Source organism: Nostoc sp. (assembly GCF_036917415.1).
In the GTDB taxonomy this organism is placed as follows: domain Bacteria; phylum Cyanobacteriota; class Cyanobacteriia; order Cyanobacteriales; family Nostocaceae; genus Nostoc.
This window is the reverse complement of record NZ_JBALDJ010000002.1, coordinates 68,503-93,044: the sequence shown is the minus strand read 5'-3', so window position 1 is coordinate 93,044 and position 24,542 is coordinate 68,503. Positions and strand designations below refer to the sequence as shown.

The 24,542-nt window shown below is 41.7% G+C and carries 20 protein-coding genes and 1 pseudogene; 9 read left to right on the top strand and 12 right to left on the bottom strand.

What is annotated here, in order from left to right:
- Window positions 1-84: 84 nt before the first annotated feature.
- Window positions 85-1,134 (bottom strand): cyanophycinase, encoded by a 1,050-nt coding sequence (locus V7K41_RS00525; RefSeq protein ID WP_334845218.1) that lies wholly within the window; start codon window positions 1,132-1,134, stop codon window positions 85-87.
- Window positions 1,135-1,796: 662 nt separating this feature from the next.
- Window positions 1,797-2,816: a metal ABC transporter solute-binding protein, Zn/Mn family gene (locus tag V7K41_RS00520; protein ID WP_334845217.1), complete on the bottom strand. Its 1,020-nt coding sequence runs from the start codon at window positions 2,814-2,816 to the stop codon at window positions 1,797-1,799.
- Between the two features lie 54 nt (window positions 2,817-2,870).
- Between V7K41_RS00520 and V7K41_RS00515 the strand changes: the two genes are divergently transcribed.
- Complete coding sequence (locus V7K41_RS00515; protein ID WP_334845216.1) at window positions 2,871-3,599, top strand: metal ABC transporter ATP-binding protein; 729 nt, start codon at window positions 2,871-2,873, stop codon at window positions 3,597-3,599.
- Complete coding sequence (locus V7K41_RS00510) at window positions 3,599-4,483, top strand: metal ABC transporter permease (RefSeq protein WP_334845215.1); 885 nt, start codon at window positions 3,599-3,601, stop codon at window positions 4,481-4,483. Before V7K41_RS00515 ends, V7K41_RS00510 begins: the two co-directional genes overlap by 1 nt.
- A 25-nt stretch (window positions 4,484-4,508) precedes the next feature.
- On the opposite strand, the gene V7K41_RS00505 is transcribed toward V7K41_RS00510, so the two are convergent.
- The 9 genes and pseudogenes from V7K41_RS00505 to V7K41_RS00465 all read right to left on the bottom strand — a co-directional run bounded on the left by V7K41_RS00505 (window position 4,509) and on the right by V7K41_RS00465 (window position 10,968).
- Window positions 4,509-4,817 carry a hypothetical protein gene (locus V7K41_RS00505; protein ID WP_334845214.1) on the bottom strand — a complete coding sequence of 103 codons (309 nt, stop codon included), beginning with the start codon at window positions 4,815-4,817 and terminating at the stop codon, window positions 4,509-4,511.
- A gap of 188 nt (window positions 4,818-5,005) precedes the next feature.
- Window positions 5,006-5,569 (bottom strand): Uma2 family endonuclease, encoded by a 564-nt coding sequence (locus tag V7K41_RS00500; RefSeq protein WP_334845213.1) that lies wholly within the window; start codon window positions 5,567-5,569, stop codon window positions 5,006-5,008.
- Window positions 5,570-5,910: 341 nt separating this feature from the next.
- Window positions 5,911-6,453, bottom strand: a pseudogene (locus V7K41_RS00495) (metallophosphatase); the annotation flags it as partial.
- A 37-nt stretch (window positions 6,454-6,490) separates the two neighbouring features.
- A complete protein-coding gene (locus V7K41_RS00490) occupies window positions 6,491-7,333 on the bottom strand; it encodes a 2-isopropylmalate synthase (protein WP_334845212.1) in 843 nt (280 codons plus the stop codon).
- A 301-nt stretch (window positions 7,334-7,634) separates the two neighbouring features.
- Window positions 7,635-9,695: a ribonuclease catalytic domain-containing protein gene (locus V7K41_RS00485; RefSeq protein WP_334845211.1), complete on the bottom strand. Its 2,061-nt coding sequence runs from the start codon at window positions 9,693-9,695 to the stop codon at window positions 7,635-7,637.
- Between the two features lie 116 nt (window positions 9,696-9,811).
- A complete protein-coding gene (gene rpsR / locus V7K41_RS00480; protein ID WP_012411240.1) occupies window positions 9,812-10,027 on the bottom strand; it encodes a 30S ribosomal protein S18 in 216 nt (71 codons plus the stop codon).
- 5 nt (window positions 10,028-10,032) lie between these two features.
- Complete coding sequence (rpmG, locus tag V7K41_RS00475) at window positions 10,033-10,227, bottom strand: 50S ribosomal protein L33 (RefSeq protein ID WP_012411241.1); 195 nt, start codon at window positions 10,225-10,227, stop codon at window positions 10,033-10,035.
- A gap of 43 nt (window positions 10,228-10,270) precedes the next feature.
- Complete coding sequence (locus V7K41_RS00470; RefSeq protein WP_334845210.1) at window positions 10,271-10,828, bottom strand: RDD family protein; 558 nt, start codon at window positions 10,826-10,828, stop codon at window positions 10,271-10,273.
- The gene (locus V7K41_RS00465; RefSeq protein WP_334845209.1) at window positions 10,825-10,968 is read right to left on the bottom strand and encodes a hypothetical protein; all 144 of its coding nucleotides are present in this window, start codon (window positions 10,966-10,968) and stop codon (window positions 10,825-10,827) included. Before V7K41_RS00465 ends, V7K41_RS00470 begins: the two co-directional genes overlap by 4 nt.
- Before the next feature lie 170 nt (window positions 10,969-11,138).
- On the opposite strand from V7K41_RS00465, the gene V7K41_RS00460 reads away from it, so the two are divergent.
- Together V7K41_RS00460 and V7K41_RS00455 are read left to right on the top strand one after the other, a co-directional pair.
- The gene (locus V7K41_RS00460) at window positions 11,139-11,765 is read left to right on the top strand and encodes a hypothetical protein (RefSeq protein ID WP_334845208.1); all 627 of its coding nucleotides are present in this window, start codon (window positions 11,139-11,141) and stop codon (window positions 11,763-11,765) included.
- Between the two features lie 23 nt (window positions 11,766-11,788).
- On the top strand, window positions 11,789-13,045 hold the full coding sequence (locus V7K41_RS00455; RefSeq protein WP_334845207.1) for a molybdopterin molybdotransferase MoeA: 1,257 nt from the start codon (window positions 11,789-11,791) through the stop codon (window positions 13,043-13,045).
- Between the two features lie 232 nt (window positions 13,046-13,277).
- On the opposite strand, the gene V7K41_RS00450 is transcribed toward V7K41_RS00455, so the two are convergent.
- The gene (locus V7K41_RS00450) at window positions 13,278-14,510 is read right to left on the bottom strand and encodes a cysteine desulfurase-like protein (RefSeq protein WP_334845206.1); all 1,233 of its coding nucleotides are present in this window, start codon (window positions 14,508-14,510) and stop codon (window positions 13,278-13,280) included.
- A 715-nt stretch (window positions 14,511-15,225) separates the two neighbouring features.
- Between V7K41_RS00450 and V7K41_RS00445 the strand changes: the two genes are divergently transcribed.
- The 5 genes from V7K41_RS00445 to V7K41_RS00425 all read left to right on the top strand — a co-directional run bounded on the left by V7K41_RS00445 (window position 15,226) and on the right by V7K41_RS00425 (window position 24,497).
- Window positions 15,226-15,447: a DUF4327 family protein gene (locus V7K41_RS00445; RefSeq protein WP_334845205.1), complete on the top strand. Its 222-nt coding sequence runs from the start codon at window positions 15,226-15,228 to the stop codon at window positions 15,445-15,447.
- 1,215 nt (window positions 15,448-16,662) lie between these two features.
- Window positions 16,663-19,074, top strand: a complete 2,412-nt coding sequence (locus V7K41_RS00440; protein WP_334845204.1) for a sucrose synthase — start codon at window positions 16,663-16,665, stop codon at window positions 19,072-19,074.
- A 266-nt stretch (window positions 19,075-19,340) separates the two neighbouring features.
- Window positions 19,341-22,379 carry a beta-phosphoglucomutase gene (gene pgmB, locus V7K41_RS00435; RefSeq protein WP_334845203.1) on the top strand — a complete coding sequence of 1,013 codons (3,039 nt, stop codon included), beginning with the start codon at window positions 19,341-19,343 and terminating at the stop codon, window positions 22,377-22,379.
- A 135-nt stretch (window positions 22,380-22,514) separates the two neighbouring features.
- A complete protein-coding gene (locus V7K41_RS00430) occupies window positions 22,515-23,864 on the top strand; it encodes a PAS domain-containing sensor histidine kinase (RefSeq protein ID WP_334845202.1) in 1,350 nt (449 codons plus the stop codon).
- A 195-nt stretch (window positions 23,865-24,059) separates the two neighbouring features.
- The gene (locus V7K41_RS00425; protein ID WP_334845201.1) at window positions 24,060-24,497 is read left to right on the top strand and encodes an RrF2 family transcriptional regulator; all 438 of its coding nucleotides are present in this window, start codon (window positions 24,060-24,062) and stop codon (window positions 24,495-24,497) included.
- The last annotated feature ends 45 nt before the right edge of the window (window positions 24,498-24,542 follow it).

Below are 24,542 nucleotides of genomic sequence, written 5' to 3'. Positions count from 1 at the left end.
AGTTATTTGTATTTCAAAGGACAAATGACCAATGACAAAGGACAGTCTTAAAGGCTTAGGGAATGAAACAGCCCTGCCCCTCATTTAATAGGGATTTGAATCAATCCGTCCCCTTTTGACACTCCTGAGATAGTACCCAGAAGTTGGTCTGTTTCTCAAGTTGAAGGTGTCGCCACTGCGAACTTTCCAAATTTTGTAATTGGAAAAGGTCAAAGGCGTTCGGGGTTCGCATACTTCCGGTAGATGATTGCCAAGTACAAAGTATGCTGCACCCCTACCCATAACTTTCACCAAACCGTTTTTATCCACAAGAACCGATGTACTTTCACTAACCGCTATACCTAAAACACTGCTAGATACACCGTCCTTAATTTGACGGGCAATGAAAGTCATAATTCGACCCATTCTTTCTCGTCTATCGAAGTGCGTATCTACGATAGTTCCCTTCAAATTACTCCAATTGAAAAAGTTGTAAGTAAAAGTAATGTCTCGGTAGGGATCTTCGAGTGCGTCTCTAGTTTCAATGCCTTTTTCGGAAGAAGCGCAAGCATCATAGACACAATCACTTTGGATCATTGCACCCGCACTAGTGCCACCAACACCACCTCCCTTCAGGTAAACTGACTTAACAGCAGCCTCAAGCTTGGTATCTTTCCAGTTACGGATATATTGACATTGATCCCCGCCAGCAAAGAAAACTACATCAGCATTTCGGATTTTTTCATAAATCTCAGCTTTGTTTGCTTCTTGTCTATTCCTAACCAGAAGAGTTTCCACAAAATTTACGCCCTTCATAGCATAAATTAGCCGATTGTAATCGTGATTACCATTAGTGCGGAGAACTACAACATTAACTTTAGTGCTGGAGTTACTACCTCCCCTAACTTGGTTAATCATCCACTGGATAGCATCATCGACATCGGGGCCTCCCCCACCCAAACTCAGGACTGGGCCCGCTAAGGAGGGACGGACATCAAAGGAGCCAGAGGTGGAGGGGCGAACATCAACAGTGTCACCCAGGAAGAAGCGTTTCCAGCTTTCAATAAAACGGGTTATTAGGAAGGTTCCCATCTTCAACAACTTGATTCCTGTACTTTTCAAGCGCCTTGCTTTGCTTGGGAATGCCTTTGTCATACTAAACTTCTGGAGCAAACTGCAATTATTGCTAGGCTGTTACGCATTTTAATTGCTTATTTATTCGTGAAGTTTGTCCTTTGTCATTAGTCATTTATCAGTTGTTGTGAATAATCAATTGACTTAGGACAGTCTTGACGAAAAATGTGCAATTTAGACGCGCACTAGCTTAACTGTGGCACTAGATAGGGTAGAATTTCCAGCGTACAGGGCTTGTACTGTTTGTTAACGCAAAATAACGCAGAGTGATTATTAATTCTCTGCGCTACTGTACAAAAATCTCTACATTGCTTATAGCGTTTAATTCTGGCCAGATGAAATTTAAAATAGATTAGGTATTGGTTGTCACTGTCCAGATGCTTCCGTAGTTGCTGTGAATAGTTACCCAATATTCTGAATAACTGGGAACGCCGATTAAATTATTTTCACCATTGAGTTATTCTTGATAATTGCCTTGTTTCAATCCCCTAGTTTAAACTATGGAGTTATACTCAGCACTCAGCACTCAGTACTCATCGCCTTCAATAATAATTTAGGCTGGACTCATCCCTCTTCTAAGAAAGAAGGCAGGAGGCAGAAGGCAGAAGGGAAGAGGATTTGACTTGTTTTTTCCATCCATAACGGAAGCGAGCGCGTCCGTAAACAGCTTCTAAGAAACCTGATTATTTAGGCTTAAACTCTGTATACTTGCCTCCTAAGCCTTCCACGATCGTGCGTGTATTGGCAATCAACATTCCTTGGTAAGTCTCACCCTCTGTCCCCTTTTCTCCCAAACCATCAGCAAACAATTCCCGGTCTGAAACCTTAACTTTTGCTTCTTTTGCTACAGCCTGAATTAGTTTAGGGTTAATTGTTGTCTCTGCAAAAATTGTCGGTACACCCTCCTTTTTAATATCCTTTGATAATTCACCTACCCGCGCAGCTGTGGGCGCTTCTTCTGTGCTAATACCCCCTAGCGCCCCTTCAATGGGAATTCCATAAGCTTTGGAATAGTAACCGAAAGCATCATGGGTGGTAACTAATTTGCGTTGCTTGGGTGGAATTGTGGCTACTTCTGATTTAATCCAGATATCTATCTGACTGATTTCACTAGTTAGTTTTTGCGTGTTGCTAGTATAAGTTGCAGCATTATTCGGAGCTATTTTACCTAACTCTTGAGAAATCGTCTGTGCGATCGCTATGCCATTCTGAGCATTGTGCCATACATGGGGGTCGGTAACAGTTTTACCATCATCCTCAAACTGCTGAGGTTTGGGGACTGCAACTTCATCTACAGCCACCTTGGGAGCAGGATTTGAAGTAGCTTTAATTAATTTGATTAACCCTGGTTCAAAATTGTAGCCACCGTAAAGAATTAATTTAGCCTGCTCAATTGCTTTGCTATCCTCTGGTTTTGGTTGATATACATGGGGATCTGAGCCTGGATCAATTAAGCACTTGAGGTCAATGGTATCACCTGCAATTTCTTTAGTTAAGCCACAAGCAACGGTATTGGTGGCGACTACTAACGGGCCTTTCCCACTGGCTTCTGGCGCTGGTGAAGTCCCAGTTTGAAGAGCAGACGCATTATCAGGAGGCGTGGGAGTCGATTGACTGGTTTGGGATGTTGGACTACATCCAAATACCCCGCACGTTAAGGCAATAGCCGCTAGGGATTTCAATCGCAGTTTGTAAGATATCATAAATCTGATGACTTAAATTATATTGATTATCATTATCATACAAATGGTAGATTTATGTTAGAAGTTAAAAATTTAGCTGTAAATTATCGGGGAGTCACGGCGGTTGAGGATGTGAGTTTCCGTTCTTTACCAGGACAAATTGTGGGTGTGATTGGCCCCAATGGTGCTGGTAAAAGCACGATGGTGAAGGCGATTTTGGGCTTAGTACCAACCACGAGTGGAGTTGTCAAGTTTCGATCTCGCGCTTTGAAACAACAATTAAATTCTGTTGCCTACGTACCACAGCGATCGCAGATTGACTGGGATTATCCGATAACAGTCCAGAATGTAGTGATGATGGCGCGGACTGTGCATACAGGCTGGTTTCGCTCACCTTCACGCTCATCTCAAGAAATAGTTAAAGATGCTCTGGTGAGAGTGGGGATGCTAGAGTTGCGATCGCGTCAAATTGGAGAGTTATCAGGTGGACAACAGCAACGAGTATTTTTAGCAAGAGCTTTAGCACAACAAGCCGAATTATTATTCTTTGATGAACCCTTTGTTGGAGTTGATAAAAAAACAGAAGCCATCATGTTTGAGGTGTTTGAAGAACTAAAATCTCAAGGCAAAATTTTGCTGGTAGTCACTCATGATTTGGGAACAGCTTTGACAAAATGTGACCAGCTACTATTGTTGAATAAACAAATGATTGCTAATGGTTCTATGAAAGAAGTAATGACAGCAGATAATATTCAACGTGCTTATGGAGATAGTATATTTATATTTAATCGGGAAGTAGTTTAATGTTGAATTGGCTAATGGAACCCTTAAGTTTTGAGTTCATGCGGGGAGCTATTACCACAGCAATTCTGTTGGGTATTCTTTGCGCTGTTGTCGGTACTTATCTCATCGTTCAACGCATGGGATTACTAGGAGATGTGATTGCTCATGCAGTTTTACCAGGACTAGCGATCGCCTTTTTCTTAGGTATTGATATTTTCTTAGGTGCATTTATATCTGGAACTCTCAGCACTTTTGTCATTACTTGGATTCAATCTCAATCTCGCATCAAAGTTGATGCAGCAATGGCGTTAGTTTTTTCGGGATTTTTAGCATTGGGTATCATGTTGATTACCCTATTAAAAAGTAAATTAGACCTGCATCAGTTTTTATTTGGTGACATCTTAGGTGTAACTACAGATGATGTGAAGCGGACTGTAACGATCGCAGTTATTGTCTTGATTTTAGTTAAACTATTTTACAAAGAATTGCTATTTTATACTTTTGACCCACTCGGCGCTCAAGCCAGTGGTTTACCAATTAATTTAATTCACTTTGGTTTAACTGGTGCTATTACGCTAACGATTATTGCCAGTATGCAAACTGTGGGTGTAGTCTTAGTTGTTTCTCTGCTGATTGGTCCGGGAATTACAGCTTATTTATTAGTGAAAGAGTTACACCAAATGATGCAATTAGGTGCAGTTATTGGTGTGTTTAGCAGTGTAACTGGAATGTATATTAGCTACTATTTGAATGTGCCATCAGGTGCAGCTATAGTTTTAGTTGTTTCCGTACTATTTTTATTAGCGTTATTTTTTAGTCCTAGTCAGGGAATTTTGACCAGACCAGAAATAGCTCATCAAAGAGCTAGGCTTTTTAGCCAGTTCAAATCTCAAAATCCGAAATGATTTCAACTGGCTTATCCAATCTCAATTACTGTGGTGTAGGCAGTTGACCTTGTAGTAGCATCTGACTAGCAAGAGCTTGACAGCTAGGGCAATCGCAGCCAAACTTTTGGATGGCAAGCTGTTTTATTCTCTCTGTTTCTAGAGAGCGCATTGATGGAGATTGCGGATATTCTTGCGAAACGGGTACATTAACTGTCTGAGTATCAGCTGTTCTCAAAGTAGGATTGGCTAAATCTTGGGGAGAAAGCTTCTTTGCAAAAGCTGGGTTGACATTTAATACTGTCAAGGCGAAAAAGCTAGAGCAGCAAAGTAAAGTCAGTGCAATTTTATTCATAATTTACCTCATAATAGGCATTGGCACTATCTGAGTCTAAGCGAAAAGACTAAAAATTACCATTATAATATTTAACTTGCCAGCAGAAATGCGATCGCTATGCGGGTGCTGTTGCCCAACCATCTTAAAATTATTGATAATGATTTTTTTGGGACAATGCGGTAAAGCTGTACCGTCAGGTTTATTAGCTATACTTGTAACTCAAATCCAGGTAATATATCTTCTCCAGAAATAATCGCTGGCATTTGAATAACTTCTACAGCTTTCAAAAGTCGGTAAATTTCCACTTGCCGATCTTGAGGATTAATTAGCCAACCCAAACGCAAACCATTTTCTATATATTCCTTCATTTTCGCTTGGATAGGTGCAAGCCGGTCTGTCTCGGAACGCAGTTCAATTGCAAAATCGGGTACAAGTGGCGGAAATTTTTTTCGCTGTTCTAGTGTTAAAGCTTCCCACCGTTCCAACTTTACCCAAGCCGCATCAGGGGAACGTTTTGCACCATTTGGAAGTATAAAGATAGTTGAAGAACTAAAAACTTTCCCTAACTTAGCTTGACGATTCCAATTATTCAAATCTGTAATTAAATCTGCTTCTTGATTTCCGCTTTCTCCTCCTACTGGTGGCATAATAATTAATTCTCCGGCTGCATTCATTTCCAGGCTTAAATCGCTATTGGCAATACACAATTGATAAAATTGCTCATCGGTCAAATGAGCAATCGGTTCTAGATTAAGCACAACAGTATTCATTGAATCTTTCCTCATGCCTTTGTTGCTAAGATTCCGTTATACCAATTCTGTATGAAGATGCATATAACAAGACCCCTCTGTAGTTCCCCCGAAGTTCCCCCGGTGCCTTGATAAATGTAGTCGGGGGGGGTAAATATATACAGCTTCACAAAGAAATAGTATTACCTTTATTTAAAAGTTTAGCAGGAGTAAATTAACGTGAGTTCTCATTGCCAACATCAAAGTTATTTTCCTCTGATTTTTGCTGATAATACTGCGGCAGATAAGGATTTATGATGAACTACCGAACTCATATCTGGCATTTCCTGCCGACAATCGACACAAAATCAGTAAATTTTACCACGACGCGGTGCAACGGTAAAAGTTTGAGGAGATACTTGCTTATCAAGAGTGGTAAGTCCAGTAGTAATAGAACCAGTTTGTAGTTGATACTGAAAAGTTAAATCAGAACGACCGCAGAATAAGTTATTCGCTTGCATCCGCGACAGTCTATCAAGTATTTGGATTGGGGTAGTTTCTGGAGTCAGTTCGTCATCCACACTTACCGTTGAGCCGTGGATTAACAAACAATCTAATTCAAAAAAACCAAAGTCAAGGTTTCTCAACCATTGTACCGTCTGACGGGAAACACACTCCCATAACAACTTTACTGTCTCTCCTCCATATTTTGCAATCAATTCAGGAGCATCCCCAGTCGGCCCCAGACCATGCAGAATAAAACACTGTTCTTCCCACCATCCCTTACAAATCAGGGGTTCTAATTCTCCATGACGTGGGTTAAGCACTCGTTCTACCAACTTTTCTGCTTCTGGTTTCGGCCCTACCAAATCACCCAAAATATACAAAGCTTCTACCCTGTCACCTTGACACTTAACATCAGCCATTACAGCTTCATAAGCCGATACTATTTACTTGTATTAGCTATTTTGTCTTTCCAATCCCAGTTATTTGAAAAATTAACTCTGCCGTTTTACTCATTAGCAAAGTGTTAATCTCAAGTTGATAATTCTCCTGTTTTAAAACCTCCATCACAACTTTACTGAAATCTGCGTTACCTTTCCTCGCACCCAAACCATTAATTGCACATTCAATTTGCCTCACGCCACAACTTAAAGCAATGAGTGAATTATCTACCGCCATACCCAAATCATCATGACAGTGTACTGAAACGACAACTCGATCGATATTTGCTACTCGATTAAAAATCATTTGCAGAAGTCGCGAAAACTCTTCTGGCGATGCCAAGCCTAAGCTATCAGGAACACTAACAGTAGTAGCACCACTCTTGATTGCAGTTTCAATAGATTTACACAAAAAATCTGGCTCACTTCTGGGAGCATCAAAAGCGCTCCATTCTACATCATCACAGTAATTGCGTGCGAGAGAAACACTCTCTTTGATTGTTGCTAATACTTCTTCTTTGCTTAATTTAGACTTATTTTTCAGATTTACCGGAGTATAAGTGTGAATTCTACCTCTCATCGCTGGTTTAATTGCTTCAGCAAGAGTGATTATTTCATTTGAATTGGAACTAGCTAGCCCACAAACAATAGAATTTTTAATTATTTTAGAAATATTAAAGACTTCATCAAAATCTTTTTGAGAACTTCCTGGATAACCAACTTCAATAATATCTACTCCCATTTCTTCAAGCAATTGGGAGATAATGATTTTTTGTTGTAAATTTATCTTTACACCAGGCGTCAATTCTCCATCACGCATGGTGGTATCAAAAATAATTATTTTGTGATTATTTCCTAACATACTGGCTAGAGATAGCGATCGCTTACATCAAATACAATCTTAAAGAATATCTTTACTTAAAAAAACTGCCTCTAAATCTCGATAATGACTGACAATATGTACAACTTACTCTATATCCTAAGCAAAAGAGGCTGCTGATTTTTAACGTTATCTGCAAAAGCCCATAAAAAACCTAACCCCCTTGCCGACAAGGGAAGGGGGAAAATTCAAAGTCTCTCTCCTTTTAGGAGAGATTTGAGGTTTTCCAGATACTGTGAAAATTCAGAAAGTATCGTAATTGATATTACAAATTACGAATTAGTTAATTCGCCGCTGTTTGGGCTTCTTGATAAATTATTTCTTGAAACTGGATCGTATCTTTTTGCGGATCGGCGTGGCTAACTTTCACCACTATCTGTTCGCCCAAGTTCACAGAACGTTTGAAAGCCATTGGCAACTGCAAGCCCAAATCTTCTAACAAAATTAGGGCTAAATTACTGTCTTCTCGCAGCCACATCAACACTGTCACATCCCAAATTTCCTCTGGATGACGGCGTAAATACTCTAGTGCATAATATCTATTAGTTTGTCGTTCCACCATCGTCACCTCATGCGTGATGCTGCTGACAGTCATCATCACTTCTTTAAGTTGATCTGCGGAAAATGGCAGAACTTCACCCCGCAAATGGGCTTTAATTTGAAAGTGGGTAAGTAAGTCACTGTAGCGGCGGATGGGAGAGGTTGCTTGGGTGTAGGTATCTAAACCCAAACCAGCATGACGCAAAGGCGTAATGCTCATTTCACTCTTGGGCATACAGCGACGCATGGCGCAAGCGCGAACGAATCCGGCTGGAAGTAGAAGCAATTCCTCATCTGGAGGTAATTCTGGTTGCGGTTGACCGCGAAAGGGCAAAGGTATGTTATGAGTTTTACCATAACGAGCCGCAACTTCACCGGCAACAATCATCATTTCTGCTACCAGTTGCCGCGATGGGGAATCGTCCAAAATATCAATGTGGATCTCCTCACCTTTAACTTTGATCGTCGCTTCAGGCATGGTGATGCTAATTGCCCCTTGGGCGTAACGCCAAGCTTTGCGCCGCTGTGCCCAGGTTGCGATCGCAGCAATTTCCGGTTCTGCTTGTACCCGTAATTGCAGCATTTCATCTACATCTTCGTAGGTGAGGCGATAAGTCGGCTTAATGAAGCTGGTATGAATGCTGTAATCTTCTACTACCCCGGTTGTACCTAAAATAATCCCGAAACTGAGGGCGCAACAAACCTTTCCCTGGATCAGACTCATTGGCCCAGTTGCCAACACTTCTGGAAACATGGGAATCATTCCCGTCGGTAAATAGACTGTACTACCGCGCTTTCTGGCTTCCAAATCTAATTCATCTTCCGGTACTAACCATCTAGTGGGATCGGCGATATGCACCCACAAGCGTTCCCGTCCATCGGGCAGTACTTCCCAACTTAGACCATCGTCGATCTCTGTCGTAGTTTCATCATCAATGGTGTAAACCTTCAGGTGAGTCAGATCAAGGCGGTTTGTATCTGAGTCAATCGGCGGGAAATCCAAACGCTGTTGCGCCACTTCTAATACCTTATGAGGAAATTGAATTGGAATTGAAGAACGACGCAGGAACAAGTTTTCATAAGGACTCCAGCAACCCAAATCCACCAATAGTTGAAAGGCTCCTTGGGGTGTTGTGGGTCGTCCCAGCATGGTCATAGTTTCTAATACTGAAGCGCTGGGCGGATAAGCACGAGCCAAGGAGTCATAATTAACCCCCGTCCGCACGGTGTCAGCTATTAGCGCTGCATATTTTTCTAGTCCTTCTAAGCGCTGGCGATCGTGGCGCCCCCACTCTACTGCTTCACCTTTGAGTGCTTGCTCTATACGAGTTAAAAATTCCTGCTGTCCTTTAGCTTTTAGTGCCTCTACTTCCAGTTGGTGCTTGCGTTCTGCCACTTGAGCAGCAGTTCTCGGCTCGTAAGCGTCTCCTTTCTGCTTGAAATAAAGTTTGTCGTCTGATAATAAGCAATAGGCGGCGTAACAAGGAGGTGCGGCTGATTCTGAAAATAGCAGATTCGCCATTTGGTCTGGGGTAACTGTTTCCCCATCTTCAACCAGTAATTCCCAAGCCACTTCTAAACTAGATGGGTCTAAATAAGGCTCGATCTGCTCCAAAAAGCTGGCAATCTCAGAAGGCTTGTAAGTTTGTCCGGTAACTGTATAGGTTATTTGTCTAGGCGCGAGGCTGTGGGATTGACCACGTTCGTCTACCACAAACCAGCGGGTTTTACCGTCTGGACGTTCTACGATGCCCAGACGGCGATCGCCTTGAACCCTAAATTCAACTAGCGTCCCCTTCTCCACAACTCTCGCACTCTAATTTGGTAAACAGTTTAAATAGTTTTAAGTTAAAAGTCAGGAGTTAGGAGTTTTGATTCTTAACTCCTGTACAGACGCGATTAATCGCGTCTCTCCTCTTTTTAGCCTTCGGCATTGATAAATGGCAACAAAGCCACAATCCGCGAACGTTTAATTGCTAATGTCAACTCTCGCTGTTGCTGAGATGTCAGCCCAGTAATCCGACGTGGCAGTATCTTTCCCCGCTCGGTAACAAACTTACGCAATAAATCAACATCTTTATAATCGATTGGTTCTCCTGGCTTGATCGGAGAAAGGCGACGACGGAAATAACTCATCTTTTTTACTTAATTTCCTTGTGAACGGTATGTTTATTGCAGTGGGTGCAGAACTTTTTCAGTTCTAGCCTGTTAGTGGTGTTGCGGCGATTCTTGGTACTGGTATAACGTGAAACACCAGCAGAACGCTTATCTGAATTTGTCCGGCACTCAGTACACTCTAGTGTGATAATAATGCGGGCACCTTTACTCTTAGCCATAATCTTACAAACAGTGAAGCCTGAAGAGAATTAACACAAATGACTATCTTCTCACATTCCGCCGCATATTTTCAACTAATCTTTTAATTTTTATATCGAGCGAGTAGCCACGACGCGACGAAACGATGAAAGTTCCACAATAGCGATCGTGTAAAGCCTGCTGCATCTGGGTATCAGAGAAGGCAGTCCCGCAATCAATTGCTAGGGGAATTACTAGCAGTATAGCAGTGGGATTGGCTCTAATATTGCTCAGGGCAATTGACACTAATAAAGCACCCAAGCCGATAATCGCCTCTCGCTTCACTAGTGAGGGCAAATCGGGAATTCTGCCCACTACTTCTCCATCTTCAACTGACAACACTTTTAAATCGAATGCCCAACGCCCTAAACTTTGCCCTTGGTTGTTGTATACCACCAGCACCCGCAAAACCAGCCAAAGTATTACAAAAACTAAGATTTCAACAAATTGAATCCCGATATTGCTGCCTCCTAGTAAGGAACTGACTAACCAGACACCAAGGAAATCAAGTCCCAATGCCATACCTCGTCGCCCAATCTCAGCCTTGGGATAGTGTTTTTGGGGAACTCGTTCGATAGTCATACAAAATAGGTATTTTTATTTAGGGGTTGGGAAATAGCGATCGCTCCTGTTTTTAATATTAAGATGATGACTCGGCTAGTTGCTGCGCTATAAAGGAACAAAAACCAGTCAACAAAAATTTGTGCAACTAATAACTGCACAACTCAAAAATAGGATTAAGCTCCTATGGCAATTTTGATACTTTACTGATACTTAGTAAGCATCTCATAGAGTAACCGTTACACGTCATGGATGCAACACACAGTAGGGTTGTACATCTGTATTATATTGTTGTAGAAACTTAATTTTAATTAATTTCGGGGTTGCATTGATGACACATCTATTTACTAGAACAGCTATTAGTATGGTGACGACTACTGCTTTAGCGTTAGCGATCGCCATAACCACTAACAACCTAGCTCATGCTGCTGAGTTTAAATTTAACTGGAAAGGAGACACAGGTTATTCAGCTAAAGGTTCATTTAACTACGATACAACAACTGCGCCCAGCGTCATTTCTGAAGCAGATTCGGGAGCTACGAAAAACTTGCAGTCTCTCTCAATTTCCTTCTTTGATCCCTTGAGTAATCTTATAAATAGTTTCACTCCAGTGCTTAATAGTGTATCTAACTATAGGTATTTGAGATTCAACTTTGATAGCACTAAAGAGCAAATTTTTGGCCCCTTTGATGTTGGCAAGGATGATAAGCTTCCTGGTGACAAATGGCTTAATAATAATCTCGCACTTATAGATGAAGGTTTTAGCAATCAGGTTTTAGCTAAAGAATTTCATTTGAACAATAGATATGCAGCAGACACAGAGCAAATACTAGATTTAAGCAACAATTCGGTTCAGGTATCCAAAGTCCCCGAAGGAAGCATAATTATCGGTTTACTAGCAGTGTGTAGCTTGGGATTTACCGCTTATAGAAATCTAGACAAAGCTACTCAAGAATAAAAGGAAAGTTGGAGGCGATCGCTATGTTATCAGTCAGCGATGCAGAAGCAATTATTTTAAATTTGGTGCAGCCGTTGGATCGTCAACGGAATACAGAAGTTGTAGATTTATTCACAGCAGATAGTCGCATTTTGGCAGTGCCTGTCACCAGTCCGCTAGATTTTCCCCATTGGGATAATTCGGCAATGGATGGCTACGCAGTTCGCTACGAAGATGTACAGCACTCTAGCGCCGAACAACCAGCTATTTTAGAAATTGTTGAAGAGATTCCGGCTGGGTATCAGCCCAAGTCTACGATTCAACCAGGGCAAGCCGCACGAATTTTTACGGGTGCGGTAATTCCAGGCGGTGCGGATACTGTAGTTATGCAAGAGAAGACACGCCGCGAGGAAAACCGCGTATTTATCCTGGATGCGCCAAAACCGCAAGGATTTGTCAGACACAAAGCATCTTTTTATCAAGCTGGAACACAACTACTACCAGCAGGAATTAAGTTAAATGCCTCAGAAATTGGCGTATTGGCAGCAGCACAGTGTCCGCAATTAAATGTTTACCGCCGCCCACGTGTGGCAATTTTTTCCACTGGTGATGAGTTGGTGACAGTCGATCGACCGTTGCAACCAGGGCAAATTGTGGATTCTAATCAGTATGCGCTGGCAGCTTTGGTAAAGGAAAGTGGCGCAGAACCGTTAATTTTAGGAATTGTTAAGGACGATCCAGTTGCTCTGGAGAAAGTTATTGCCCATGCTGTTGCGATCGCTGATCTAGTTCTCTCTTCTGGTGGTGTCTCAGTGGGAGATTATGACTATATTGACAAAATTCTAGAGTCAATAAAAGCAAAAATCCACATTCGGGCTGTACAGATGAGTCCAGGAAAACCCCTCACCGTCGCCACTTTCCCTAGTACAGATGCGATTAATCGCGTCTCTCCACTCTATTTTGGTTTACCAGGAAACCCTGCTGCTGTGTTGGTGACATTTTGGCGGTTTGTGCTACCAGCAATTAAGAAACTTTCGGGAATTACTGAAGGTTGGGAACCAGTGTTTTTGAAAGTGCGATCGCATGATGAATTGCGATCGGACGGCAAGCGCGAAACTTACCTTTGGGGTAAATTGCAGTTAATTGATGGAGTTTATGAATTTCACAAAGCTGGAGGTAGTCACAGTTCTGGGAATTTAGTTAATTTAGCTCAAACCAATGCCTTAGCTGTTCTACCTGTGGGTAAAACATTAATTTCTCCACAAGAAGAGGTGCAAGTTTTGCAGCTTAGTAATAGATAATGGGGACAAGGGACAAGGAGAGCAGGGGAGAAGTTGCAGTAAGTTTTTCCCCTGCGCCCTTTTGCACCTCTGCCTCTTGTGCCCAATGCCCAATGCCCAGGGATTTCCAAGAAATAAATTATCCAAATAAACGAACCACAGAGTCGCAGAGAACACAGAGAGAAGAAATAGAGAGAATTTTTGTGTCAGTTTTGGGATATTTTTTTATTTGGAAGTCCCCCAATGCCCAGTCTTAAAATATCTGCTCAAAAGCCTCAATCAAGTTGTTAACTTCCTCAAGGGTGTTGTAATGCACCATACTCACCCGGACTATTCCACCTTGGGACGCTAACCCCAGATATTCAATGAGCCGTTTAGCATAAAAGTCCCCATAGCGAATCCCAATATGATGTTGGTCAATTTTTACCGGAATGGTTGAGCTATTTATTCCATCGACGATAAAAGATATAGTTGGTACACGGGTTTGGCGGTCAGCCTTTGATTGACCAATAACTCGCACATTAGGCTTACTGTTGAGGTAATTTAGCAGGCGATCGCTAATCTTTTCTTCATGTATGCTAATTAAATCAAATGCTTGTACCATTTGATTTCTCAAATCAGGTGCAGTTTCATCCCCGTAGTGCAATTGTGCTAATTCACTTAAATAATCACATAAACCTAACATTCCATAACTTAATTCAAAATTCACATTCCCTAACTGAAATTTATAAGGTATGTCTGTCTGGTCAATAAAATAATGGTTAAGACTAGGCAATCTTAATAAATGTTCTTTTTTACCATAAAGTAAGGCATGATGCGGCCCATAGACTTTATAAAAACTCAAAGTATAGAAATCAACATTTAAATCTTGGACATCAACTAATCTGTGAGGTGCATAAGCTACACCATCTACACAAATCATGGCGTTGCGATCGTGTACAAATGCAGCAATTTCTTTGATTGGGTTGATGGTTCCCAGAACATTAGAAGCATGAGTCAAGGCTACCAGTTTTGTGCGCTGACTCATCAATGGTTCTAAATCTGCTAAATGAAGTTCCAAAGTATCTGGGCGAACTTTCCATACTTTAACCTTCATTCCTTGTTTTTCAAGAGCTAACCAAGCACCAATATTAGCTTCATGGTCACAATTAGTAACAATAACCTCATCACCAGGTGTAAAGGTTTGACCCAGACACATTGAGAGAACTTTCAACATCATTGTAGTAGATGGGCCCATAACCACTTCTTTATCAGAATTGGCATTAATGAAAGTAGCCATTCCCCTAGTTGCTAGAGCCAATCGTTCTCCAGCAAGTTGAGAAATCGCATAAGAGGCTCCTAACTGGACATCAGAACTTAAAAGAAATTCGCTAATTCTATCTACTACTTTTTTCAAGGTTTGTGACCCACCAGCATTATCAAAAAAAGTCCATTCACCAGCTAGAGCAGGAAAATATTGACGAACTTTATCAAGATTCAAGATCATAGTATAAGTAAGTTTTCTAGAGAATGTTCTTTACCCTAGCCTACCTTCTGACAAGTCGCCCAGAGAACATCTACATTCTCTTTTGATGTTTGTAGCTTGTTGTGCCAGCCTTCTTGCTCTAGACATCTAGTGAAAAAGAATGTAGAAAGATGTAGTAGTGCTATGTCTCTACAAGGGTTTTAGATAATGCATATTATTTAATTTTTGGAGATGTCTTCTACAAGAACCTATCTAAAGAGGGTATACTTAAACCCATAAAGCATATTTTACTATTTTAGGACTTACGCACAGGTCACGGAAAACGAACCACAGAGGCCGCAGAGTTCACGGAGAAAGGAGAGTTTGAGAGGGTTTTTGCGTAAGTCCTATATTTGTAACTATACAAGTTACACCCCTTCCCAAACCTCACTCCACTTGCTTTCATAGCAAGAAGGCTAAGAGCGAACAAGTCAGTCGGGCTGACCAACGTAGTGACAACCCTTATAAAGGGGAAAGTGGTTGGGTATTTCTGTATCTCATGTTGGCGTAGCCTCTGTCTCCGACACGCTGTTCGCTTTAGTAGAGAAGTTGAAATCTCCTGTATTTAACTTCTAGCAACTATTAATGTCTTGATTCTTCACAATTCTCGCCAATTTTCTTTGATAAGTTTAAGGGAGAGTCAAAGCAACTACTGTTTTGAGTCTTAATTCCTTAATTGAAAATAAAGGAACGACTTATGAACACTACGGTTAAATATGACATCAACGTTATCAAGCAAGAAGCACTTCAACTTGTTAAAAAGAGACTTGTTAACCGCCAGCAGCCAATTTATACCCTCTGTAAATATATTCCTCATCGTGACTGGATTAATTTTGAACTTGAGTTAGAAAAAAATGAATTTCTATTCAGAGATAGAATTATCGATTTACTGAATCACGAATCTTGGGAAGATGATTGACGCTGCATAAAGCTAAACCACTATTAGCTTCATCCCAATAAAATCAAAATTACAAATTCATTTTTCAACCTTAAAAACTCTCGAATTAATCAGGGGCTATAAGCAAGAGATTATTAAAGTAAGCATTAAAAATTCAAAATTCAAAATTCAAAATTAAAGACAATTTCAGACGGGGATTTAAACCCCGACTGAAACTAGGGCTACCTGTAGAGGTAGGGGTCTTAAACCCTTTTATTTATGATAAATCTTGATGGATGGCTGGTGTTTGAAAAGATAAGAGAACCATCGCTAGCCTAACAAGAATTCTCTGTTAAGCAAGTTGGCACAATAAAAACAAGCTGTGTGAAGAAAAATAGGAATAGTATTTGATTTTTGAAAAAATCTAAGTATGTGTAGGGGAGCCAGCCGCGTGGGCGGGTTTCCCGACTTGAGCGGACTGGCGTTGTGTTATCGCGTAGCGTAACGCACCTAAAATTCGGAGTGGTGCGTTAGCCTTTGGCATAACGCACCCTACGTATATTTCAAAAATCAAATATGAGTCCTATATCAGATCATCACTGAACTACCCAAACCGACTTTGATACATTGCGATAATTCAATTCGTTCAGTTGCAATAGTATTTTTGTATATCGCTTTCAAACAGGGTGTAGGCTTTGAAAAAGCACTGCAAAAAGTTGTTAGTTTCGGCTTGATATCAGACTAGTATTTGAGTTTTGCAATTACTCGTAGAGATAGAGAATAGGGACTCTATGGATTTTTTCAGAAATCAAATGGTATTTTTATATAGTTATCAACTCATAATTTTAGATGATGATGATAAGGTAGTAAACAGCTTTTAATCTGCTTACATTTGATTAAATTTTGCTAAAAATTGCTGGAATTAATTTATTGTAAATTAATTTTGAATTTTGAATTTTTAATTGTTAATTCTGGTGTGATGTTCTACTAGCGATCGCTCCAATTTTGCTTTAGTACTTAATCTGGAATAGTGTTTTATACCTGATTGAGAAAGAAACTTGTTCAATAATTTTCCCTTGTTTGCTTTCCTCTACTTCTCATCCCATAGATTTGAAGTTCTCACAGTCTTTCATCCCAGAGCTAGACGCGAATATTTTTATAGTAATTTATCATTATTTGGGGAATATACCTCATCAAACCGAAAACTGGAAAGAAAAATGAGGTTATTACCTAGCTAAATTTCTGGAATTCGTCATCATGTATGAACTAATTCAAGCTCTCTCCAACGGTGATGAAAAAACTGCTCTACATCAGTTGATTTATGCGTTGAGTACTTCAGGTAAGCATTACTTCCTAAGAAATGAGATTTTGCTTTTCTTTGCCGACTACTGTCATCAATCCCAAAAGCCAGCCTATTTTTATCACTCTTCTTCTGTTGGCAAACTAATACAATACACCCACGAAATAATTCTCGAAGAGGAAAGTACGTGGTTTGTAATTCGACCGAGGATTGCGAATCAAGAAGTTTGGCAACTGACAGCCGATTTTGGCAGGTTCGAGCAGATGACGCCTCAAGCGTTGTTAGATGTAAGAGATCGTCTAGTCAATCGCTACCAACCCCATATCCTCGAAATCGACCTCCACCCCTTCTATGAGAGTTCTCCAAGAATTGACGACGCTAGAAATATTGGTCAAGGTTTAGCCTTTCTCAACCGTTACCTATGCAATCAATTATTGACTGACCCTCAATATTGGGTAGAAATGTTATTTCAAGCATTACATGGGCTGCAATACAATGGTATTCGCCTATTGTTAAGCGATCGCATTCCTTCCGGTATTCAGTTAGCCAAACAAATTAAACAAGCGCTGAAATTCCTGAATGAGCGATCGCCTGATGAACCTTATGAAAAATTTAGCTTTGACCTCCAAGAACTCGGCTTTGAGCCAGGTTGGGGTAACACTGCGGCGCGAGTCTCTGAAACTTTAGAACTTCTCGATCGACTTATTTACTCCCCAGAACCTGGCATCTTAGAAACATTTGTAGCCCGCGTCCCCGCCGTCTTTCGCGTCGTCCTGATCTCCATCCACGGCTGGGTTGGACAGGAGGATGTTTTGGGAAGAGATGAAACACTCGGTCAAGTTATCTACGTCCTCGAACAAGCTCGCAGCTTAGAAAACGAACTGCGCGAACAAATCAAACTCGCTGGACTCGACCAGCTAGGTATTAAACCCCATGTGATTATTCTGACTCGATTAATTCCTAACTGTGAAGGCACATTTTGTAACCTGCCCTTAGAAAAAGTCCAAGATACTGAAAATGCTTGGATATTGCGCGTTCCTTTTGGTGAATTCAATCCAGAAATTACGAATAATTGGATTTCTAAATTTGATATCTGGCCTTATTTAGAACAATTTGCGATCGATGCAGAAAGAGAATTACTAGCTCAATTCCAAGGCAAACCTAGTCTGATCGTTGGCAATTACAGCGATGGTAACTTAGTGGCCTTTCTGCTATCTCGCCGAATGAAAGTCACCCAATGTAACATTGCCCATTCTTTGGAAAAACCTAAATATCTATTTAGCAATTTATATTGGCAAGATTTAGAAGATAAATATCATTTCTCTGCACAATTCACCGCTGATTTGATTAGCATGAATGCAGCCGACTTTATCATCACATCGTCCTATCAAGAAATAGTCGGCACGCCTGATACCATAGGTCAATACGAGTCGTACAAGTGGTTTACGATGCCACATTTGTATCATGTAGTTGATGGAATTGATTTGTTTAGTCCTAAATTTAACTTAGTGCCACCGGGAGTCAATGAAAATATCTTCTTTCCCTACAGCCAACAAGAAAACCGAGATTCTCACCTTTGCACACAAGTCCACGACTTACTGTTTACCCGCGAAGATCCACAAATTCTTGGTCATTTAGAACGCCCCAATAAGCGACCAATATTTGCCCTTGATACCATCAATTCAATCAAAAATTTCACTGGGTTAGCTGAATGTTTTGGTAAAAGTCAAGCGTTGCAAGAGCGTTGTAACCTAATTCTCTTAACTACTAAACTGCATATACATGAAGCTACAAACCCAGAAGAAGCAGAAGAAATTCAAAAACTCTACGACATTATCGAGCAATATCATCTCGATGGTAAGATTCGCTGGGTGGGAATGCGTATCCCTAGCAGCGACATCGGCGAAGCCTACCGAGTAGTTGCCGATTATCAAGGAATTTATGTCCATTTTGCCCGTTTTGAATCCTTCGGTCGGAGTATTTTGGAAGCGATGATTTCTGGCTTGCCAACTTTTGCTACTCAATTTGGCGGTTCTTTAGAAATTATCGAGAACAAAGAAAACCAATTTAACGTTAATCCTACAGACTTAGAAGGAACAGCAACGAAAATTTTAGACTTCCTTGAACAATGCGATACTCATACGGAATACTGGCAAGAAGTTTCAGAATGGATGAGTCAGCGAATTCATCACAAATATAATTGGCATTTACATAGCAATCAATTACTACTGCTTGCTAAAATGTTTAGTTTTTGGAACTTTGTTGCTCCTGAAAATAACGAAGCTAGAGATCGCTACATGGAAACCTTATTTCATCTCATTTATAAACCCAGATCCGAAAAGATTTTGGAAAAGTATAAGGGAGGGTAAGGGATGAGGATATCTGACTTTTCCCGGTATCTGGAAAACCTCTCTCTAAATCTCTCTCCTAAAAGGAGAGAGACTTTGAATTTTCTCCCTTCCCGCGTCGGGAAGGGGGTTAGGGGGTTAGGTTTTTCGTGGATTCCAGATAATCTGAATTGTCAAGAGGGGACAAGGAGAATTAGAGACTCGTTCATCCACCTCGGAACTCCGTTCATCCACCTCGGAACTAGATTCATCTAGCTCAAAAACTCAAAATCACCAGTCCCCAATTTATGCAAACAAAAGGTCGTTCTCGCCATTTTATCTACACAGACTGGATATTAATCGAAACCCAGTTTGACCCTGAGCAATTGCACTCCAAAGAAACCGTTTTTACAATCGGCAATGGATACTTGGGAACAAGAGGCAGTTTTGAGGAAGGTTATCCTCATGCATTGCCAGCTACTTTTATCCACGGTGTCTACGATGATGTGCCTGTGGTGTACACTGAACTGGTAAATTGCCCTGACTGGCTACCCTTGATAGTGATTGTGAATGGCGATCGCTTCCGTCTCGATCAAGGTGAGATATTGAGCTACGATCGCCAGCTTGATTTACGCCAAGGACTACTGATTCGAGCCTTGCGTTGGCGCTCTCCCAGTGGGAATACCATAGACATCAGCTTTGAACGCTTTGCTAGTCTTGCAGATCCCCACGTGTTGGCGTTACGCTGCCATGTAACGCCAGTAGATTTTGAGGGGTTAATCGAAATTCAAGCTAGTATCAACGGCTATCCCGAAAATCAGGGTTTTAATCACTGGGAAGAATTAGACCAAGGCAAGATTAACCAAGGAATCTGGTTGCAACGCCGCACTCGCGCTTCCCGAATTGAACTCGGTATGGCAGCTAAAATGACAATATTAGGCACTGAAGCACCTTTACAAGTCAATACCGCACCTGGTTATCCTAGCTTGAGTACGACCTTTTTGGCTAAAACGCAGCAGACCGTTACGGTAGAAAAACTCGTGACAGTTTTTACTTCGCGGGACATTGAAACACCAGTTTCAGCAGCTCAAGAAAAACTCACACACTTGTCAGACTACGCAACATTACTAAAAGCTCAGAGACAGGCATGGGATGAGGTTTGGCAGCAAAGTGACATCCTGATTGAGGGGGATAGCACAGCTACTTTTGCTGTTCGCTACAATCTGTTTCAGCTGCTGATTGCTGCCCCACGCCATGATGATAAGGTGAGTATTCCTGCTAAAACCCTTTCGGGGTTTGGCTATCGCGGTCATATCTTTTGGGATACGGAAATTTTTATACAGCCCCTATTTCTGTTTACTCAACCAGCGATCGCCCGCAATTTACTCAGTTACCGTTGGCACACCTTACCAGGAGCTAGACGCAAGGCAGCCCATTACGGTTATAAAGGGGCAATGTTTGCTTGGGAAAGTGCTGATTCTGGAGATGAAGTGACACCACGTTGGGCTATCGGCAGTGATTTTTATGGTGAAGACGTGCGGATTTGGTGTCGCGATCGCGAAATTCATATCAATGCAGATATCCCCTACGCAATTTGGAACTACTGGCAAGCAACTGGTGATGATGAGTGGATGCAAAGCTACGGCGCAGAGGCGATCTTGGATGCCGCGATTTTTTGGGGTAGCCGGGTGGAATTCAATTCTGAGCAGGATCGGTATGAAATTCGGGGAGTAATCGGAGCCGATGAATACCATGAATTCGTCCACAACAACGCCTTTACAAACCGGATGGCGCAATGGCATTTAGAGAAAGCGATCGCAGTTTATGATTGGTTGGCTCACAAATTCCCCGAACGAGCCACCGAACTAGAACAGAAGCTAAAGCTGACCCCAGAGGAGCGATCGCACTGGCAAGATATCATCGCCAAAATATTGTTTTTCTACGATCCATTAACAGAACTAATCGAGCAGTGCGAGGGATTTTTCCAATTGGAAGATATCAACTTAGCAGATTATGAACCACGCGATCGCTCCATGCAACCGATCTTGGGTATTGAGAAAACCAACAAATGTCAAGTACTCAAGCAACCAGACGTATTAATGCTCTTATATTTAATGAGGGAATCAGCAGATTTTCCCTACAACGAAAAAGCATTGCAGACAAACTGGGACTACTACGCACCCCGCACTGATATTACTTATGGTTCGTCTCTTGGCCCAGCAGTTCAAGCGATTTTAGCTTCCGATTTGGGTAAATCAACCGCAGCTTACGAACAGTTTATGCAGGCGTTAATGGTGGATCTTGAAGATAACCGAGGTAACACCAACGATGGAATTCACGGCGCTAGTGCTGGTGGCATTTGGCAAGCTGTAATTTTTGGATTCGGCGGCATCCAATTAACTAAAAATGGCCCTGTAGCCAACCCCCACCTCCCCCCTGGCTGGACGCGCTTAAAGTTTAAACTGCACTGGCGCGGGAAATGGCACGACTTCGATCTACATCAGGGACAAGTCGCCCAAGACATAACTCGTCAACTAGAATTTCTCCAACTTTCCCTCTCCCCCGATCCCCCAAATTCCCACTCACAAGTTTCTGAACACCAGACTTCTCCCCCTGCTTCCCCTGCCTCCCCTGCCTCCCCTGCTCCCTCATCGTCCTCACTCCCTGCAACTCACAACCCCAACATCCAAGGATTCATCTTCGATTTAGATGGTGTGTTAACAGATACAGCAGAACTTCACTATCTAGCTTGGCAAAAGCTAGCAGATGAAGAGGGTATACCGTTTAATCGGGAAGCTAACGAAGCCTTGCGGGGTGTATCTCGTCGTGCTTCTCTGATGCTGATTCTGAGAGATAGACCGTATTCGGAAGCACAAATCGAGGAGATGATGGAGCGCAAGAATCGCTATTATGTCGAATTGCTCCAAAAGATGACACCAGAGGATTTGTTGCCAGGTGCGATCGCCCTTTTGGATGAACTGCGGCAAGCTGGTATTAAGATCGGTATTGGTTCAGGGAGTAAAAATGCCCGCCCAGTGCTAGAGCAATTGGGTATTATGGATAAAGTAGATGCGATCGCAGATGGTTACAGCGTACAAGAACCCAAGCCAGCACCCGACCTATTTCTGTACGCAGCCAAGCAGCTAGGAATCAAACCAGAGCAATCTGTGGTTGTAGAAGATGCCGCAGCAGGTGTTGAAGCCGCTTTAGCCGCTGGTATGTGGGCAGTAGGACTCGGCCCTGTTGAACGAGTTGGAGCCGCTCATATTGTTTTACCCAGCCTAGCAGGTATAAAATGGGCAGACCTACGAGAGCAATTGAGTAACATTTCCAGACAAAAACAGTGAACAAAATCACCCCAAAGAACTAAAATTACCTAAAACTACACTGAAATTACTGATAACTGCTAAACTCCAAAAGCTAAGATCGTCCAAGTAGGGAATCTAAAATAAAACCCAACTTCAAAATTTAGGAGCAAGAGCGTGAATTTGGACGATTTAGCTTTGCAGATAGAGAATATGCGTAAGCGCGTCGCCCTCTTGCAACGCCAGAGTGAACAGCAAAAAGCACAAGCAGATATTGAACTCGTCAACGCAGTATTCAAAGAAGTTTACCTAGCTTTGGAAGAACTCCAACTAGTAAATGAAGATTTAAAGCAGCAGAATGAAGAATTATCCAATACTCAACAGGACTTGGTAGCACAAGGTCAGCGCTACCAAGAACTATTTGAGGAAGTACCAGACGCTTATTTTGTGACTGATACAAAAGGGATAATTCAGGAAGCTAACTTAGCCGCCACCACTCTACTCAACATTTCTAAAAGTTTGTTGTTGGGCAAATCCATAGGGATTTTTGTACTTGAAAAAGAAATAATTGCTTTTCATTTAAAACTAAATCATCTGCGCGATCGCGCCCAATGCCCAGACTGGAAAATGCAAGAGTGGGAAGTAAACCTGCGACCGCATGACAAAACACCTATTATGGCTGCGGTTAAGGTGGTTGCTATCCGTAATCAATATAGTGAGTTAGTTGATCTGCGCTGGCTATTACGGGATATTAGCGAAAGTAAGCGAACCCAAGCCAAGCTGCAATGGGCAGAAGAGGCGATGCGACAAGCGCTTGCCAAAGAAAGGCAATTTAGCGAACTTAAATCCCGCTTGCTTACCATCACCTCCCATGAGTTTCGCACCCCTTTGGCTACCATCCACTCTTCTGCGGAACTACTAGAACATTATCGCCACCTCTGGAGCGAACAGCGACAACATACCCACCTGCGCCGCATTCAAAAATCAGTGATGCATATAACCCAGTTATTGAATGATGTATTGGTGGTGAGTCAGGATGAAACAGGCAAGTTAGAGTTTAATCCAACACCCATAAATTTAGTGGAATTTTGCCGCGATTTATTAGAAGAATTACAACAGAGCGATCGCTCACAACATGCGATCGCTTTTAGCAGTGAATGCCAATGTACAAAAGCTAACTTAGACGCGAAACTACTGCGCCAAATCTTGAGTAATTTATTGTCGAATTGTCTAAAATACTCTCCCATTGGTAGTACGGTTAAGTTTTCTGTCATCACTACCAACGAGCAAGCTATATTCCAGACTCAAGACTCTGGTATTGGCATTCCTGCTTCTGACATTGAACACATCTTTGAACCCTTCCATCGCGCTACTAATACAGTCAATATCCCAGGAATGGGATTGGGGATGTCCATCGTCAAGCAAGCTGTAGATTTACACGGCGGCGAGATTACTGTCGAAAGTGCGATCGGTGCGGGAACTACCTTTACAGTCATTCTGCCATTTTCAAGAAATTTGCATACATAGCGCCTAAATATACTAATCAATCATTTTTATTTATTGAATTTAAAAAAAAAAGTAATTGCTTTTATGCTAGAAGGTCTTTAAAGTAGAGTTAGCCGGTCAACAATAGGTTGATTGTAAAGTTTTTCTTCGCAGTAGCTTAGGGAAACGAACTCAAAAACTTTGTATCTTTAAATATGAGCTTAAAATATTGCGCCTGTGGTAATCTCTAACAAATCAGAATATGCACTTCTAGCCCTGTTAGAGTTGGCAACCTGCTACCCTAACGGTGAAGCCCTACAAATTCGAGAGATAGCGGCATTGCAAGACATCCCAAACCGCTATTTAGAACAACTCTTGGCAACATTAAGACGTGGAGGTTTAATTAAGAGTATACGCGGAGCCAAAGGTGGCTATGTTCTAGCACGAGAACCCGGAAAGATTACAGTGTTGGATGCTTTTAGCTGCATGGAAGGGACAGATATTGTTGTCTCTCCTTGTGAGCCGACTCCCAACACGGTAGAAGGTGAGCTAATTCAGGAAGTTTGGCAGGAAGCACGTCAGGCTGCTAACTCCGTTTTGGAAAAATATACACTCCAAGACCTTTGTGAACGAAGATCAATCCGAAAGCAGAAGGAGCTCATGTATTACATTTAGGTAAGGATGAAGTCAGAGAATTTTTATCCTCAGTATGAAAGTAAT